Genomic DNA, 15,720 nt, shown 5'->3' on the forward strand with positions numbered 1-15,720 from the left:
CGTTATTCTGCAGGTAGACATTACCTGTGCAAAATCGAATTGAGCACTTCCTGGACCTCTTCGAGCTCCCCTTCCGGGACCCGAATTTCGAATTGATTTTTGGAAAGGTCGATTGCCCGGACTTGGACAAGAAAGCCTTCTTCCGTCAGTTTCTGCTTTATACGCTCGGCGATCTTCGCTGTCGGAGCAATATAAATCACCGTCCACATGAGCAATACCCTCCCTAACCCGCTCTTCATCGAAACAAACACAATGGAATAATGATAGCACAACTACACTTTTTATAGCAACAAAGCTAAACAAGAAGAAAACGCGAGAAACGGCCCCGAATCTTGTGGAAGCGGGCCATTCTCGCGTTCGGCTGGCAGCGGAGAAGAAGAGCCGCGCCGTGCGTCACGGGGGAGGGACGGGGCGGCTCTAGCCGGCCTTCCGGCGGTCTTGCAAGCCGCAGGGTGAGCTATTTTACCCGCACGGTGTCGGGGCCGAGCAGCTCCGCGATCTCCGCGAACAGCTCCGGTGAAGGCTTCACGCGGTACTGCTCGCTCAGCGCGAGCGTCTTCTGCTGCCGCTCGTAGAAGAGCAGCACCGGCAGAGGGCCCGCGTGGGCCTGCAGCAGCGCCTGAAGGCGGGTCAAAACCGGCGGCTGCTCCTTGGAAGCCGCGATTTTGACGTAGACCTTCTGCGAGCGCGCAGGCGAAGCCGCCGCGGGCGGGCTGGCGCTGCTGCCGCGGGGCGTGGCCGCCGCAGGCGGGCCGGCGCTGCCGCCGCGAGGCGTGGCTGCTGCGGGCGAGCCGGCGCTGCTGCCGCGGGGCGTGGCCGCCGCGGGCGAGCCGGCGCTGCTGCCGCGGGGCGAAGCCGCCGCGGGCCGGCTGGCGCTGCTGCCGCGAGGCGGGGCCGCCGCGCCTGAGCGGCGCCCGCCGCTGCGCGCGGCCTGCAGCCGCTCGCGCAGGCCCGGCTCGCCGAGCGGCAGCACCTGCTCGGCGAGCAGCTTGCCGCTCTCCTCGTCGAGCTGCAGCCGCGCCCTCACCACGAGCAGCCGGCCCTTGTCGACCCGCTCCCGGCACTCTTTCCACAGCTCGGGAAAGAGAACGACCTCCACCTTGTCGATGCGGTCCTCGAGCTCGACGAAGGCCATCTGCTGGCCCTTCTTCGTGACGATGAGCTTCATCGAAACGACCATCCCGGCCACCGCGACATCGCTCTGATCGGGCATATCGGGTAAATATTGGATGGGGTCGATCTCCAGCTCCCGGAGCTCGTCCTCGTAATCATCGAGGGGATGACCGGACAGGAAGAGCCCGAGAAGCTCCCTCTCCATATCCAGCTTCTGCATGCGGGTATAGGGCTTGACCTCGGGGTAATCGATCGTCCAGTTCACTTCCTCCGTGAAGCCGAACAGGTGAAGCTGGAGATCGTCCCGCTCCTTCTTCCACTTCACGGCGGCTTCCACCGTTTCGTCAAGCACCGCCAGAAGCTGGGCACGGTGCCCGGGAAGCGAATCCATGGCTCCTCCTTGAATAAGCGATTCAATCACCCTCTTGTTGCAGACGCGCAGATCCACCCTCCGGCAGAAATCGAGCAGATTCTCATAGGGCTCGTCCTGCCTCTCCTTGCGGATCGTTTCAATGGCATGCGTGCCGACGTTCTTGATGGCGGCAAGGCCAAAGCGGATCCGCCCCCGAGCGGCTTTCTTCTCCCCTTCTCCTGAAGGCTCCCTGCCATCCGCGCTCGCCCTCTTCTCCGCTTCCTCGTCCGGTTCCTCGCCGGCTCCGCTTTTATGACCGGCGGGAGCCGCGTTTTCCCCAGCCGGGGTAAAGACCACTCCGCTCTCGTTCACATCGGGAGGCAGCACCTCGATACCCATCCGGCGGCATTCATCGACATATTCCGCCACCTTGCGGTGGCTGCCCATTACGGCGGTCAGCATGGCGGACATAAATTCGACCGGGTAATGGGCTTTAAGATAAGCCGTTTGGAAGGACAGCACTCCGTAGGCCGTAGCATGAGCCCGCGGGAACCCGTAATCGGCGAACCGGAGAATCATCTCGTATACGCGCCGCGCTTCTTCTTCCCCGTACCCTTGGGTGAGGCAGCCTTTTACGAAGTGAGCCCGCTGTTCGTCCAACACTTCCCGCTTCTTCTTGCTGACCGCGCGCCGCAGCAGATCGGCCTCTCCCAGCGAGAAGCCAGCCATAGCGGAGGCAATCTGCATGATCTGCTCCTGATAAACGATGATTCCGTACGTATCCCCGAGAATGGGGGCAAGATCGGGATGGGGATAGTCCACCTCCGCCAGGCCGTGCTTGCATTGGATATACTTCGGGATGAATTCCATCGGGCCCGGCCGGTAAAGCGCGAGAACCGAGACGATATCCCCGAAGACACTCGGCTTCAGGTCTTTCAGTACCCGCCTCATGCCGGGTGACTCCAGCTGGAAGATTCCGGTGGTTTCTCCTCTGCCCAGAAGCTCGTAGGTCAAGGGATCCCCCTCGTCGATTCGCTGGAAATTTACTTCCACCCCGCGGCGCTCTTGGATCCACCGGAGTGTCCGTTCGATGATGGACAAGGTGCGGAGACCCAGGAAGTCCATCTTCAAGAGCCCGATCGCTTCCAGATTTTCCATCGTGTATTGAGTTAGAGCGGTCTTCTCGGTTCCCTCCTGGAGAGGAACGTAGCGGGTCAACGGTTCACGCGAGATGACCACGCCGGCGGCGTGGGTCGAGGCGTGGCGGGGCATCCCCTCCACCTTCATCGCCATCTCGAGGAGGCGGGCGGTGGAGGGCTGCTTGTCCGCAAGTGCCTTCAGATCGGGATTAAGCGTCAGGGCGTTCTTCAAGGTGATGCCGAGCCGATTCGGGATCAGCTTGGCGGCACGGTCGACCTCACCGTAAGGAAGGTTCATGACGCGGCCCACATCCCGGACCGCTCCCTTCGCGGCCAGGGTTCCGAAGGTGATGATCTGGGCGACATGCGCCTCGCCGTACTTGGCCACGACGTAATCGATCACTTCTTCCCGGCGCTCGTCGCTGAAGTCAATGTCGATGTCCGGCATGCTGATCCGCTCCGGATTCAGGAAGCGCTCGAAGAGCAGCCGGTGGCGGAGAGGGTCCACGTCGGTAATGCGGAGAACGTAGGCCACCAGGCTTCCCGCCGAGGATCCCCGTCCCGGGCCGGTGGCAATTCCTTTCTTATGGGCGAACCGGATAAAGTCCCAGACGATCAGGAAATAGTCGGAGAAGCCCATCTTTCCGATAACGCCCAGCTCGTAATCAAGCCGTTCCTCGAGTTCCTTGCGGTACTCCGCGTTCTTCCATTCCGGCTGAGCCGAATACCGTTCCCGCAGGCCCTCTTCGCAGAGCCGGCGAAGGTAGCCGTCCGCCTGCAGACCGTCGGGAATCGGCTCGAATGCAGGCAGAATCGACCGGCCGAATTCGAGCTCGAGGGAGCATTTTTCGGCAATCTTCCCCGTATTGTCGATCGCTTGGGGAACATGGGGAAACAGCCGGCTCATCTCTTCCCCGCTCTTTAAATAAAGAGCGGTGGTTTGAATCTTGAATCGCTCGGGATCATCCATGGTTTTGCCTGTTCCGATGCAGAGAAGGATATCCTGAACCTCATGGTCTCCCGGATGGATATAGTGAACGTCGTTCGTGGCCGCCAGCGGGATGCCGGTTTCCCGGCTGAGCTCGATCATGCCCTGCATGACCTTCTTCTGTTCCATCATGCCGTGATCCTGGATTTCAAGGTAATAATCGTCCCCGAAGAGCTCCCGGTACTGCTCCGCCGCCCTCTTCGCCTCTTCCTTGCGGTCGGCGAGAAGCAGCTGGGAGATCTCCCCCTTGAGGCAGGAGCTCAGGCACACGAGCCCTTCCGCATGAAGGGCCAGATGCTGACGGTCGATGCGCGGCTTGTAATGAAAGCCCTGCAGGTGAGCGATCGACGTCAGCTTCATCAGGTTCTCGTAGCCCGTCTGGTTCTTCGCCAGAAGAATAAGATGGTAGATCGGCTGCTCCTGCCGGGAGCCCTTCCCATGAAGGGAGCCGCTCGTATAGTAGAACTCGCAGCCGATGATCGGCTTGATTCCGCGGCTTATACAGGCTTTATAGAAAGGAATGGCGCCGTACATGACGCCATGATCCGTTAAGGCAAGCGAGGTCATGCCCAATTCGGCCGCGCGGGCGACAAGATCGTCGATGCGGGCCGCGCCGTCGAGGAGGCTGTATTCGCTGTGCACGTGAAGATGGACAAATGGGCTCATGGCAAGGCTCCTATCCGGTTTAGTCACTCTATCTATTTTACCATAACGCGCCCGGCGGTGCGAACCCACATTCGCCTTTTTGGCAAGACTCCTAGGCAAATTGAGGCGTCTAGGTTTGTCCTTCTTCTCATATAAATGAAGCAGTTACCAATAAATCGGGAACGGATGGGATGTCAATGGCGGTTGCGACCAAGCTGGTCATCGATTTCTGTGTGGCGTTCGGCATCGTGCTCGGGGGAAGCCTGCTCGGGGGAATCGGGGCGGTGCTGATGCTCCAGCCTCCGTCCCTGGTGATGGAATCCATCGCGTCCAATATCAAAATCTGGGCGATGGTGGCGGCCGTGGGAGGGACCATAGACCCTCTACGTTTGATCGAAACGAACATCCAGGAGGGTTACCTGTCACCGGCGATCAAGCAGATCGTCTACATCATAACGGCGTTTATCGGAGCCCAGGTGGGATTCTCGCTCGTTCAGTGGATATGCAAGGGAGGTGGGGAGCCGTGAGGGTCCCCCCGTCCGCTCTTTACCGGAAATGGGTGATGGGAGCGGGGCTGTTTATGGCAGGGGCGATCGTGGGAGCGGCGGTCTTCCTGAGTCTGATGCATCACAACTTCAGCGTCCTCTCCATCCAGAATCACAAGCTTAAAGAAGAAATGGAGAAGCTGAACAACGAGATCAAGCAGCAGACGGGAAGCAAGCAGAAGCCGACCGTCATCAGCAAAATAACGGTGAACGTGGAGCCGTACAGCCCGAACGATCCGATCGACGACCTGTCGCTTACGGAGCTGAAGACCCGCATTCACAAAGACCTGCTCGTCGCAAGCGGCAAACCGGTTTCAGCCGTCAAGCAGGCACCGGGCGTCTTCATGGAGATCGTAAACGGCAATATCTACCAAGCCGTCCGGGATAGAAACTACGAGATCCGGGTCAAAACCATGGCCGTCATCCAAAACGAGCTGATCGTGTGGACCACCGCCCGCAAGCACACCTGACCCATTGCTTTCCCGGCCCAAAACACGTACAGTAAGGACAAAACGTTATAAAAGGATGAGAACCATGATCGCCTGGTACCATTATCTTTTCTTTGCGCTGATCCTGCTTGCGCTGCTCGGAACCGTCGTCTACAGCTACCGCTACCGGGTGCAGAAGGATCCGGTCCGGCGTGGCCTGCTCGCCGCACGGATGAACCTCTGCATGGGCGCGATGCTGATTCTTTTTGCCCTCGTGCAGTTTCTTCTGTTTGAAGTAAGCAAGGTCAGGGTCGTCCTCGGCGTGCTGTTCCTTCTTCTCGGCTTCTTCAACCTGTTCGCCGGGCTTCGGAACCACTCGTTCTACAGCTCAAGGAAGGCTTAACGTCCGGTCCGGGTCAAGTCGGATCGAACATATGCGCCGTCAGCATAGCCTTGCATACCGTTTGGCCGCCGGAGTGGATTTCGATATCGATCTTGCCGAATTTGCGGCTGACCTCGATCAGCCGGGGGCGGATCTCGATCTCGCTTTCCATCTGGACCGGCCGGAGAAAATACGTGGAGATGTTGTCGATGACAAGATCTCCTTTTCTATGCTCCTGGACAGCCCGGTAGGCCGCTTGGGTCATGACCGTCGTCAGCACGCCGGCTGAAACGGCGCCGAGGTGATTGGTCATCTGCGGGGTGACGCGGCCGCGGAAAACAAGCTGACCCTCCCCGTCTCGCTCCTCGCTGAAGGCCGACCAGGCCAGATCTTCGAACGTCTCTCCAATTTGCGGCTGCCGCTGAATGTATTGGAGCACCTTCAGGACATCCTTGCGGGAAATGACGCCGATCATCTTCCTTCCCTCGTCGACAACGGGCAGAAGCTCGATCCCTTCCCAAACCATAAGGTGGGCGGCGGAGGCGACCGACGTTTGAAGGTTAACGGTAATCGGGTGGCGCGTCATCCGCTTCTCGATCGTCTGCTCCGGCTCCGCTCCAACCATATCCTTCGAGGTGACCATCCCGATAACCCGGTTCCATTCGTCTACGACCGGGAAGCGGTTATGCCCCGTCTCTTCGAGAAGCTTCCTCCAATCCTCCGTCTTCTGGCTGGCCTTCAAGGCATAAACGGAGGCAGGGGCCGATAGGATATCCTCCACCAGCATGATTTTCTTCTTGATAAGACGGTCATAAATGGCCCGGTTGATCATGGAAGCGACGGTAAACGTGTCATAGGAGCTGGAAATAATGGGAAGTCCCTTTTCGTTCGCAAGGGCTTTCGCTTCCGGACTCGTGTCGAAGCCCCCCGTGATCAGAACGGACGCTCCTTGCTTCAGGGCAAGAAGGTGGGCGCTTTCCCTGTTGCCCACGATGAGCAGGCTGCCGGCATCGATATACCGCAGCATCGCCTCATGCTCCATGGCGCCGATGACGAATTTGCTCAAGCCCTTGTCCAGTCCGTCGGAACCTCCCAGAACCTCGCCGTCGACAATGTTGACGACCTCGGCGAACGTCAGCCGGTCGATGCTCCGCCGGAGCTTCTTCTCCACCCGGACCGTCCCGATCCGTTCCTTTGTGCTGACGAGCCCCTGGTTCTCCGCATCCTTGATGGCCCGGTAGGCCGTGCCTTCGCTGACCTGAATGTCGCGGGCGATTTTGCGGACGGAGATTTTGCTTCCTACCTTAAGCCCCTCTATATGCTTCAATATTTGCTCATGCTTGGTCAAGTTCCCGTCGTGTATGACATTGGCCATCCGGCTGCACCTCTTTTGCTTTCTGGGAAATCCTATCTCTCATTATAGTCCCCCCGTCCTTCAAAATAAAAGCATAGGCTTGGCGTGTCCGGGCTGCTCCTCTTTGTAACATAATCGTCACTTTCTTTTCAGCTTCCTTTAATCTTCCGCGGGTAAGGTATAGATACCCCCCTTTATTTCATATAAATAGATGTACGGAAAAAAGGCCCGCATGCTCGCATGCGGGCCTTTTTTCTATTCCATTCCCGTACAGGGGCACCCCCCTTACCGGATAAGCGTATGAACCAGCTTGGCGCTTTCGGCTCGCGTGGCCGGCGCCTGGGGAGCGAACACTCCTCCTACACGTCCCTCCATCAGCCCGAGCCGGGCGGCTTCGTTAACATAAGGCTTGGCCCAAGCACTGACCTCCTTACCGTCCGGGAAAGAAGCATCGCCGGCTTCTTCCGCCTTTTGGCCGGTTTTAATTTGATGAGCGCGCACGGCCAAAGCGGCGATCTCCTCCCGGCGCACCGGACGGTCGGGGGCGAACTGAGAAGCGCTCACTCCGTCGATGAGTCCGGCCTGGAAGGCGGCGGACAGCTCCGGAGCCAGCCCGTAAGAAGCCGGAACGTCCGTGAACGGCAAGCCTGCCGTCCCCTTGAGGCCAAGCGCCCGCACGAGCAGCGCTGTGATCTCCGCCCTCGTCACCTTCCGCTCCGGTTCAAAGCGGGTGGAGCTTACTCCGCTGATGATGCGGCGTTCCGCCAGCGCGGCTATGGCATCATAAGCCCAGAACCCGGGCAGAACATCCTCAAAAGCGGAAGCCGGCTGGGATGGGACCCTCGTGATCCGCCCTTCGATGGACGCTGCTAACGGTTTCCCCTGCGAGGTATAGCGGTCTTGTATGTACTGAAGGGTGGCATCGAGGTCCAGCGGTCCTGCCGTACGCTCGGCTCCTTCCTTAAGCAGAACATACTTGTCGCCGCCGTTTGCCATAAAATCGTTCACCGTGATGGTATAAGAGGCCCCGTCCGTTACGGGAGTTCCGTCCTCTTTCCGGATGTCCAGCACCTTCTCTCCGTCCGGCTTGCTGTCGTCCCATCGGTAGGCAAACCCGGAAATTTGACCGATGCGCGGCCTGCCCGGATCCTGTCCTTTCCACTGCTGGTTGAGCAGCTCGCGGAACTGGGCGCCCGACAAGGTCATCTTGATGAGCACGTTGCCGAAGGGCTGGACCTTGAACAGGTCGCCATACGTCACCTTTCCGGCGGGAAGATCGTAGCGGATCCCGCCCGAGTTCATGAAAGCAAAATCCGTCTTCATGGCGGCGCGCATGCCGTCGGCAATGAGATTTCCGAGGGCGCTTTCCCCCGCCGGGGAAGCGGTACGCGTGATCGCCTCGCCCGACGTTCCGACCGATTCATACAGCTTGGGCGTTCCGGCCTTAAGCTGCTCCAGGAAGCGGACCGTCTCGGCATCCGGGGTAACGCCTTTGTGGTTGGTGCTGACGACTTCCGCACGCTTCGCCATGACCTGACCGGTGGCGGGATCGATCTCCAAATCGACATCCGAGAAGGCAGTGCCGTATGAGTAAGCCTGAACGATCAATTTCCCGTTTACGTTAACATTAAGAAGACCATGATTATGCCCGGCAAAAATGACATCCACTTCGTCGTCGAGCTTCTTCGCCAGCTCCACCACTTCGCCGTTCGCGTCCTGCTCGGTTTTGCCGAATCCGGGATCATGCGCCAGGACGACGATGGTTTGGACTCCCTGCTTTTTCATCTCGGCTACCGCTTTGTTCACGGACTCCGCCTGGTCGATGAACTTGTAGCCCTTGATGCCGGACGGATTGACGATGCTGGGGGTTTCCATCGTCACCACACCGGTGAAGCCGATTTTGACCCCGCCGGTCTCCTTAATGGTGTAGGAGGGGAACAGTGTCTCCCCGGTCTTCTCGTCCACCACGTTGGCGATCACGTAGGAAAGGTCCGGAGCCGTTCCCTCCCAGACTTGTCCCGTAGCGGGATTCACTCCGCCATAGACCTGGCGCTTCAGTTCCGCCACCCCGTGATCGAATTCATGATTGCCGAGCGTTCCGACCGAGAACCCGAGCCCTTTAAGGAAGGTCAGGGTAGGCTCGTCCTGGGACAAGGCGGACAAAGGGGCGCTTGCGCCTACCGCATCTCCGGCATGAACGAGCAGGGTGTTCGGGTTCTCCTGTTTCCTCGTCTTCAAATAGGAGGCGAGGTACTCCGCCCCTCCCCGCTGGTCGACCACTTGACCGGACGAATCCTTCACGTCCGCTACCGTGTCGAGCTGCCCGTGAAAATCATTGATCCCAAGAAGCTGAACCCGGACCGGCTGGACGGACGGTTCTGCGCTCGTTCCTGCCGGTACGGCAAGGGAACCGGCCAGGGCTAAGCTCATCACGCCGCATAACCACTTCTTCATTAAAACAGACTCCTTCCGCGTTGGATTGACGGCAAGCCGGGAGGCCTGCCTCCTCCCATTGTAAGCGGGGAATGTTAAGCCCTATTTACCTTTATGTTAAATTTGTGCTCATGCCCTAGCCCCTCTATGTAAGAATCCCGCCACCGGGGACCGGTGAAGCGGGTTTTGGAATTCCCTTCGTTCGGGAGGGTCTGCATCAAAACTGGCCAAGGAAGCGGGCATATTGGACGACGCGCCTTACCGAGGGACGGATTTTGGGTTCGTCCGAGGGGGCAAGCGGAGTGTTGTCTTCCTTGGAAGGCTTGGAATTGATCTCCAGGAGCAGAACCCGTCCGCGGGTATCCGCCGCCAAGTCAATGCCGAGCTCGGCGAAATGCGCGTCAATCTGCGTTTCGATGCCTTTGGCAATCTCCAGAGCTCCTTTGCTGAGCTCCGCTCTTACCTTCTTCTGAAGCATTCCGTTCAGGTTCGATTGAGCCAGAGCTTCCGGTACCGGGCTAAGCCGTCCGCCGCGGGCAAGATTGGACACGAAATTTTGGCTGCCCGCTATTCGGGCCACAATGGAAGTGATGCTCCACTGGCCTTCCCCGTTTCGCTGGACGAGCGCCCGAAAGTCCACGGGAGAGCCTTTTACGGTGATGAGATCAAGCCCTTCCTGCAGGAGATATTTGTTCGACTTCAGCTTGCCGGAGAGACCGGAGATCAGCTTGGCAAAGCTTGGATAAGCGGCTTCGCGGGGAGGACCGGACGGACTGGCGAAGTGGCAGGTGAACGTTCCCCCCGCATGCTTGCGGATCCGGATAATCCCCTTGCCGAGTGAGCTCATGATGGGCTTCAGGAAAAGCACCGGATGGCGGTTGAACATCGCTTTCATCATGGCGGAATTTCGGTACAGGTAGGATTCCGGCAAATAAGGAGAGAGCCCCCGTTCCTTGCCCAGTGCTTCAAAAACCTCTGCCTTGTTCAGGTATCTCTCGTTGAAGATATGGACCCCTTGGCTCTTGGCCTCCCTCATAAAGGTCTGGATGGCTTCGCTGCCCTCAATGATCCGGGAGGTCAGCCGGTTGTAAACGACGTCGGGAAGCGGAAACCTCCTCTGCTTCCACCGCCCCGAGAAGGTCCAGCCGCGAAGGGATGCCGTATCGGCGGCCCCGGACGGGGTAAAAAAGAACACTTGGGCCCCATACTGCTCGCCCGCCTGGATCAGCTCCTGGCAAAAGGACGTGATGTTGCCGAAGGGACGCTCCGGATTCTTGGACGGAACGCCCCTCAGGAGAACACCAATGAGCGGCCCCAAGGCAAGGGTGCGATCCTTGTAACGGATGCAGAGCTGGGATCCCGCTTCCAAGCCCGCCCGGTCCAGCAGTCCTTCGGACAAACGCATATCCGTCAGGCGAGGGGCACTCATTACCCGAACGTACTGCTCGTAAGCCCCTGCTTTCAGCCGGATGGGCAGCCCCTCCGGCAGCTTCAGCTTCTTGATCAGTGTGCGGGGAAGGTAAACGAAGGTTTCGTCCCGGTCTCTGCTGATCGCAATTCTTACTTTCATTCTGGTCATGATTCTACCTCGGCATCTTCATCCGGTTCGCCCGCCGATTTCGGCTCCAAGGCTTCCTCATCCAAGGCGGCCGAGGTTTTGGCCAGAGCTTGAGCCAGGTGAACGGCGTACTCCAGCGGACGGCGGACGGCTTTGCGGTAGAGGGTCTTATCCCCCATCTCCCGGAAGATTTCTCGGCCCGGCTTAGGATTCACCTCAATGAGCCACACTTTGCCGTCGACATCGATGCCGATATCGAGCCCGAACTCCATCATGGAGCCGAAATGGCGTTCGATGGTCCTCACCACTTCCTGGGCCAGCTCCTCGCATTCCTGGCGGATGCTCTCGGTCCGGGTCTTCCCAAAGCGTTTATGAAGGAGCACATGAAAGGGCAGGGCCTTGCCGCCTCCGTGAAGGTTGGAGGTGGAGCTGCGGGGGGCGCCGACCCTCATCCCGAGGCCGGTGACTTCCCAGACCCCCTTCTCGTTCTTCTGAATCAGAAGACGCGTGTCGACCACACGGCCCGGTACCAATTCCAGATCCAACCCTTGCTGGACCATGAAATTGCCATTGTGGATCCTTTCTTTCACCGTCCACTGGTCAAGCCAGTTCCGCAGCGAGGATGAGGAGGGAAGGACCGCTTTGCGCCTTGTCAGATTGCGGCTGCGGCCCAGCACCTCATAGCCGTTCGAAAGAACCTTAAGCTTGACGATGCTGCTGCCCGCCGTGCCGTTCCCCGGCTTGATGTAGAGAAGGGAATGCCGGTTCAGCATACGGCGCAGGTTGTAATGATTGTATTCCAGCGTCTCGGGCATCCAGCGTTTGAGCCGGTCCTCCCTTAAAAAGAGCTGAGTGGCCGTCCACTTGTTGGTAAATTTATTGTTGGCATAGACGAAAAGACTCGAATTGCGAATACCGGTATACAGGGAACCCCCCCTCCGGTAACGGTCAATAACCACATCGGGCCAGCCAAACTCCCGTTCCTGCCATTCTCCTTCGGGAGAAAGGGTAAGGCCGTTAATCTTCTTCTTTCTGTCTTCGATATCCGTCAGGGTAAAGAGATAGGTGACGGCCCCAAGCTTCTGGCCTTCCCGGACCAGTCCCCGGAAATAGGCCGGTTCGCTTAAGGTCCTGCCGTTTCTCCAGACCATGATTCCGATAACCGGTTTGCTCATAGACGTTCCTCCGTTGACAGCCCGGGTGATCGGTTATCGATTGGCCGGGCTGCTAATCATACAGTGTATTCGCCGGTCGCGCCGGGAGTGAGGAGAGCCCGGCTGCCGGTTTGTCTCTCACCCGACAAGAGCAGAGCCCCGCGGCGAGCGCGGAGCCCTGCTCTTGCGCACCGCCCGAAGGAGAACCGCAGGAAGCTAGCTTCCCCCGGCGGCTTCCGAGAAGCGGGACGCTTTCCGATGGGCCTTCACGTAGCGGATAATGCGGCGAAAGACGGACTTGTCCTTGAGCTTTTTGAAGATATAGGGGTCGGGGCGGGTATTCACTTCAATGATCCATGGCTTGAATTTGGAATCCAGGCCGACATCGACGCCCACAGCCGTAACAAAAGGATAGCCTTTCACCAAGTATTCCGCGATTTCGCGGCCCAGCCGGTTCAAATGAACCAGGTATTCGTCGATCTGCTTGCCGGTCAGGTACGGCTTCAGAAGCGTGTGCATGGCAAGCGGGGTGCCGCCGCTGTGGTAATTCGTTACGATTTTGTTAGGATGAGCTACCCTTCCGATGATGCCGGTATTTTCCCATTCTCCCTTAAGGTTCTTCTGAACCATGATCCGGACATCGAACGGCCTGCCCCGGTATTTAAGCAGACGAATCCCTTTCTGAACGAGATGCCTCCTCTTGGAGGTGATGCGGTAAAGGGAATGGTACATTTCTTCATAGGTTGGGAAAGCATAAACCTTCTCGCCCAGCTGGTACTCATACCCTTCATCGGAAGTCCGCTTTACCCGCATGACACCGTGGCCGCCGGTCCCATGATTCGGCTTGACGTACACCGTTTTGTACCTCTGCAGAAATTCGTAGAGATCCTCCTTCGTTTCCGGTGCCGTTTCGGGAATATGCTTTTTCAGCTCGCTGTTTCCATTAAGAAATCGGGTTTTCCCCAGCTTGTTGTTGGGCAGGACGTTTTGGTAAGTCATGATTCCCTCCATTGTGGGTTTTACTACTATGTATGAAGCAATCCCAGCGTTTGACACCTTCCTCCGCTCATAATGCCTCCTGCGGCCATAAAAAAACCGGCTGTCCGAGGACAACCGGTCTTCCCGTACCATTAGATGATAATGGCGCGGCTGACAATGACCAGCAGGATGAAAAGCACCAGAATGACACCTACCGAGGTGAAACCAGAATATCCGTAACCCATGGTCTGCTCCTCCCTTCCTCTCCAGCTTCGGAAGTGGATTCCCCTATCCACATCTTATCCTATGGCCTTAAGGACCGTAATGATTGGACACCTATCCGTTCTCCCTAAAAATGGGAAGCTCAAGCGGGAAAAGGCGGATGGCCCCCTCCGAACCAAGCCTGTTTCCCTTGGCTCAAGGGTTTGGCGAGAATGTGGCATTTGACCCCTTGAACATAGGAAACCCGCCGGTAGCCCTTCCGGTAATAGAACCATTCGGCCCTTGTGTTGCTTTCATCTACAAAAACGCGAACTTCCCGGCAGCCCTTTTTCCGTCCGTGTTCCTCCGCCTTGGCGAGTAAAGCGCTGCCTCTGCCGGAGCCCTGCCTGCCCGGGGAAACCGCCAGCAGGTCAATCCACAGGCGGCCGTCCCGGACCAGGAAGACGATAAACCCGTCCGGCGGCCGGCCGTGGGAAGCGGATACCCAGGTCACGCCCCTGCCAAGCCGCTTCTTCATTTCCAGGCGGTCGACCGTTATGGATGGGTTGGTCGCGCGTGCAAAGGGGAGCAGCAGCTCCCGGGACAGGCGGATAATCGTTTCGTCGTCGGAGGCGGCAATTCTTTTGCGAAGCATACTTCATTCCTCCCTTCCTTATTATCCTATAAGGAGGCACGGGTTTTGCCTGTGCGATGAGCACATTTTGCCTGACCTAAACCGATAACCATACAAGCTTCCCGGGCCCTTCATAGGATAGGGTAAGACTGGAAACGGAGGTGCATACCATGAAGCAGCAACCGGTGACGAAAGCGGAAGTCCGAAAGCTTGTCGGCAAGCAGATCTATGCCTTGAAGAAAGACGGCAGCGTGGTGTCAGGCAAACTTGTCCGCATCAAAGGCAGTGAACTGATTCTGTCCAACGGCAAAAGCAGGGGTAAGGATAAAAAGGTGTCGGTTAAAGCCATCATTCCCCTTGTCTTGTTCGATCTTCTTGCGATAGGAACTTCCCCCTTTGCCTTCGGCGGAGGCTATGGATTCCCATACGGCGGAGGATTTGGCGGAGGCTACGGCGGATTTTATGGAGGAGGCTTCTACTGATCCTTTCGCCACTAAGCTGCTTATCAAAGAAAGGCCCGGCATCTTCTGCCGGGCCTTTCTTGCGCTGTTACGTTTCGGTCTCCTAGCCATTGGGACGCCCCTCCTTCTCGGACGTTTCGCCCCCATAGTCCTTGAACGAGGCGGTGATCAGCTCCCGGATCCAATCGGGCACCTCCCCTTCGGCTTCGGCCGCCTGACTCTTTTCCCCTTCCGTCTCCCGGACCGTGGAGCGCGCTCCGCGGATCGTATTGCCGTCCCCTCCCACCGAACCAAACCCCTGGTTGTGCATCTTGCGGCTCGCAAAGCCCGAGGGCAGGTTGTTGCCGAAGTTCACACAGGAAGCTCCTTCCACGCTACCAATCCGCAGCTGTCCGATAACGAACGTCGGCGACAGCAAGGAAGCCGCCATCGTCCTTCCCCCCTTCGCTTGACCTCATAGCTTCATGCGGAATCCCGTCTGTGTCCCTTCCAGTCCCCTTTCATTCGTATCCGGCTTGCCCGCAGCATTCCCTGACCCGCCCGGCGCATTCTTCCTCCTCACCGGCGGCGATAAGGGCGGCTCCGCCGGTTCCCGGCGAACCGGCGGGGTATTCTTTTTCTCCGGGGCAGGATCCAGGGAACCTACCTTCGGGGAGAAGTTGTTTCCGAGATTAAGGGCGCCGCTCAGCTCCTGGATGTTGAGGCTGTCCAGCTTAAAGGTGAGATTCTCGAGCACGGGATGATGGACATTGACATTTTCAATCGTTACCCGGTACTCCGCCGTACGCCCGGAAACGGATTCCAGCCCCTTCTCCAGCCTTTCCAGCCGGGCGGCGATATCCTTCAGGAGCTTATCGGGCGGCGGCTTGTTCCTTCTGAACAGATTGAGCATGCTCATTACCCCATTGCTTTACGGCTGTTGTCCGAAATCGACCTCCACCGGCACGTCTCCCGGATCGGGGGCTATGGCAAGCCGGATCACGAGCAGGCCATTCTCGTAACGAGCCTTGATTTCCTGAGGCAGGACGGCAACCGGCAGCTTGATTTTACGGCTGAACCGGCCCAGGCTGCGCTCGGCGAGGAGGAGGTCCTCTTCGGGCACCGGGTAAGGATATTCCGTTTCACCGTGCAGATGGAGGAAGTTTCCTCCGAGCCCCACCTTCAGATGCTCGGGCGATTTCAGCCCGGCGAGCTCCGCCGCCACCACCAGTTCCCCTTCATGCAGATAAAGATCCAGGCGGGGCTCCTTGCGGGGAAGAAGATGGCTTAGGTCCTCCCAGAATTCCTCTCCGAGTATTTGGCCGGCCTGTCCTCTTAATTTTTTCCATAGCGCGGGAGACAAATAATCCTCCATC

16 protein-coding genes are annotated in these 15,720 nt (G+C 58.2%); 4 read left to right on the top strand and 12 right to left on the bottom strand.

What is annotated here, in order from left to right; all coding sequences use genetic code 11:
• Nucleotides 1-20: 20 nt before the first annotated feature.
• Together MJA45_RS20310 and MJA45_RS20315 are read right to left on the bottom strand one after the other, a co-directional pair.
• Nucleotides 21-209, bottom strand: coding sequence for a glutamate decarboxylase (locus tag MJA45_RS20310; RefSeq protein ID WP_315603719.1), 189 nt, complete (start codon nucleotides 207-209; stop codon nucleotides 21-23).
• Nucleotides 210-457: 248 nt separating this feature from the next.
• Complete coding sequence (locus tag MJA45_RS20315; RefSeq protein WP_315603720.1) at nucleotides 458-4,258, bottom strand: DNA polymerase III subunit alpha; 3,801 nt, start codon at nucleotides 4,256-4,258, stop codon at nucleotides 458-460.
• Nucleotides 4,259-4,434: 176 nt separating this feature from the next.
• Here MJA45_RS20315 and MJA45_RS20320 point away from each other — a divergent pair, with 176 nt between their 5' ends.
• From MJA45_RS20320 to MJA45_RS20330, 3 genes are all read left to right on the top strand, one after another.
• Complete coding sequence (locus MJA45_RS20320) at nucleotides 4,435-4,764, top strand: YtrH family sporulation protein (RefSeq protein WP_407083061.1); 330 nt, start codon at nucleotides 4,435-4,437, stop codon at nucleotides 4,762-4,764.
• Nucleotides 4,761-5,252, top strand: a complete 492-nt coding sequence (locus tag MJA45_RS20325) for a sporulation membrane protein YtrI (protein WP_315603722.1) — start codon at nucleotides 4,761-4,763, stop codon at nucleotides 5,250-5,252. The genes MJA45_RS20320 and MJA45_RS20325 overlap by 4 nt, the downstream gene beginning before the upstream one ends.
• Nucleotides 5,253-5,316: 64 nt before the next feature.
• On the top strand, nucleotides 5,317-5,613 hold the full coding sequence (locus MJA45_RS20330; protein ID WP_315603723.1) for a YtpI family protein: 297 nt from the start codon (nucleotides 5,317-5,319) through the stop codon (nucleotides 5,611-5,613).
• 13 nt (nucleotides 5,614-5,626) lie between these two features.
• On the opposite strand, the gene MJA45_RS20335 is transcribed toward MJA45_RS20330, so the two are convergent.
• From MJA45_RS20335 to MJA45_RS20365, 7 genes are all read right to left on the bottom strand, one after another.
• Nucleotides 5,627-6,967, bottom strand: coding sequence for a DRTGG domain-containing protein (locus MJA45_RS20335; RefSeq protein WP_315603724.1), 1,341 nt, complete (start codon nucleotides 6,965-6,967; stop codon nucleotides 5,627-5,629).
• A 264-nt stretch (nucleotides 6,968-7,231) separates the two neighbouring features.
• Nucleotides 7,232-9,400, bottom strand: a complete 2,169-nt coding sequence (locus tag MJA45_RS20340; RefSeq protein ID WP_315603725.1) for a 5'-nucleotidase C-terminal domain-containing protein — start codon at nucleotides 9,398-9,400, stop codon at nucleotides 7,232-7,234.
• Between the two features lie 196 nt (nucleotides 9,401-9,596).
• Entirely contained in the window at nucleotides 9,597-10,958 is a 1,362-nt protein-coding gene (locus tag MJA45_RS20345) for a YheC/YheD family endospore coat-associated protein (RefSeq protein WP_315603726.1), read from the bottom strand.
• Nucleotides 10,955-12,112: a YheC/YheD family endospore coat-associated protein gene (locus tag MJA45_RS20350; RefSeq protein WP_315603727.1), complete on the bottom strand. Its 1,158-nt coding sequence runs from the start codon at nucleotides 12,110-12,112 to the stop codon at nucleotides 10,955-10,957. Before MJA45_RS20350 ends, MJA45_RS20345 begins: the two co-directional genes overlap by 4 nt.
• A gap of 195 nt (nucleotides 12,113-12,307) precedes the next feature.
• Nucleotides 12,308-13,090, bottom strand: a complete 783-nt coding sequence (locus MJA45_RS20355; protein ID WP_315603728.1) for a YheC/YheD family protein — start codon at nucleotides 13,088-13,090, stop codon at nucleotides 12,308-12,310.
• 131 nt (nucleotides 13,091-13,221) lie between these two features.
• Entirely contained in the window at nucleotides 13,222-13,314 is a 93-nt protein-coding gene (locus tag MJA45_RS20360) for a YjcZ family sporulation protein (protein WP_315603729.1), read from the bottom strand.
• A 119-nt stretch (nucleotides 13,315-13,433) separates the two neighbouring features.
• On the bottom strand, nucleotides 13,434-13,925 hold the full coding sequence (locus tag MJA45_RS20365) for a GNAT family N-acetyltransferase (RefSeq protein ID WP_315603730.1): 492 nt from the start codon (nucleotides 13,923-13,925) through the stop codon (nucleotides 13,434-13,436).
• A 149-nt stretch (nucleotides 13,926-14,074) separates the two neighbouring features.
• Between MJA45_RS20365 and MJA45_RS20370 the strand changes: the two genes are divergently transcribed.
• Nucleotides 14,075-14,386 (top strand): hypothetical protein, encoded by a 312-nt coding sequence (locus MJA45_RS20370; protein ID WP_315603731.1) that lies wholly within the window; start codon nucleotides 14,075-14,077, stop codon nucleotides 14,384-14,386.
• Between the two features lie 82 nt (nucleotides 14,387-14,468).
• Here MJA45_RS20370 and MJA45_RS20375 read toward each other — a convergent pair whose 3' ends face one another.
• The 3 genes from MJA45_RS20375 to MJA45_RS20385 are packed head-to-tail and all read right to left on the bottom strand — an operon-like array spanning nucleotide 14,469 to nucleotide 15,719.
• Nucleotides 14,469-14,795 carry a hypothetical protein gene (locus MJA45_RS20375; RefSeq protein ID WP_315603732.1) on the bottom strand — a complete coding sequence of 109 codons (327 nt, stop codon included), beginning with the start codon at nucleotides 14,793-14,795 and terminating at the stop codon, nucleotides 14,469-14,471.
• A 24-nt stretch (nucleotides 14,796-14,819) separates the two neighbouring features.
• Nucleotides 14,820-15,263 carry a hypothetical protein gene (locus MJA45_RS20380; RefSeq protein WP_315603733.1) on the bottom strand — a complete coding sequence of 148 codons (444 nt, stop codon included), beginning with the start codon at nucleotides 15,261-15,263 and terminating at the stop codon, nucleotides 14,820-14,822.
• 12 nt (nucleotides 15,264-15,275) lie between these two features.
• Nucleotides 15,276-15,719 carry an Hsp20/alpha crystallin family protein gene (locus MJA45_RS20385; RefSeq protein WP_315603734.1) on the bottom strand — a complete coding sequence of 148 codons (444 nt, stop codon included), beginning with the start codon at nucleotides 15,717-15,719 and terminating at the stop codon, nucleotides 15,276-15,278.
• Nucleotide 15,720: the final 1 nt, after the last annotated feature.

Source organism: Paenibacillus aurantius (assembly GCF_032268605.1).
Taxonomy (GTDB): domain Bacteria; phylum Bacillota; class Bacilli; order Paenibacillales; family NBRC-103111; genus Paenibacillus_AO; species Paenibacillus_AO aurantius.